Consider the following 663-nt stretch of genomic DNA (forward strand, 5'->3'; position numbering starts at 1 on the left):
AGGGGGATGCTGATTTCGGCCTCGCGATTGAGGATGCTGACAAAGCGCGGAACAGCGACCAACTCGACTTCTAGCCCCGGATAGCGCTCAAACAACCCGCGCAATCGCGAGGTGATAAATATGATGCCGATACCTTCAGTGACGCCTAGGCGAATTTTGCCCAAGGGCGTGATGGCTTGGGTGATTTCTTCTTGCGCTAATAAAGCGACGTTTTCCATCGCCTCGGCATGTTTGAGCAGCGCCTGGCCTGCCGGGGTCAGTTGGTAACCTTGGGCGTGTTGCACAAAGAGCGCGGTGCCCAAGTGGTGTTCGATGTGCTCAATGTGCCGCGCCACGGTGCTGTGGGTGGTATTGAGGCGCTTGGCCGCGGTGAGCAGGCGTCCGCTGCGCTGTAGCTCGAGAAAATATCGCAGATCATTCCAGTCGAACATTGTTGCTCCTTACGTCCGGCAGTAGTCGCTGTGCATAAACGCACAAGCCATGGGTGAAATCACGCGTTTTCAACTCGAAATTAATCAATAGGATGGTGCAGGACAAGAACAAAAAATAAATAGGCGAGGTGTGACATGCCATCGGCCAATCAGACTTATGACTACATCGTCGTGGGCGCTGGACCCGCAGGGTCAGTGCTGGCGCATCGCCTGGCTGCCGACACCCACAACA

General features: G+C 55.4%; 2 protein-coding genes. One reads left to right on the top strand and one right to left on the bottom strand.

Translation table 11 applies throughout. The features are described from left to right. The coding region (locus AQS70_RS10345) for a LysR family transcriptional regulator (RefSeq protein ID WP_156355125.1) at positions 1-431 on the bottom strand (431 nt) is incomplete at its 3' end. A gap of 135 nt (positions 432-566) precedes the next feature. Here AQS70_RS10345 and AQS70_RS24300 point away from each other — a divergent pair. Continuing rightward, positions 567-663 (top strand): hypothetical protein (locus AQS70_RS24300; RefSeq protein WP_420912348.1); only part of this gene is annotated, 97 nt, incomplete at its 3' end.

Origin of the sequence: Pseudomonas endophytica, from assembly GCF_001411475.1 — a bacterium.
GTDB lineage: Bacteria > Pseudomonadota > Gammaproteobacteria > Pseudomonadales > Pseudomonadaceae > Aquipseudomonas > Aquipseudomonas endophytica.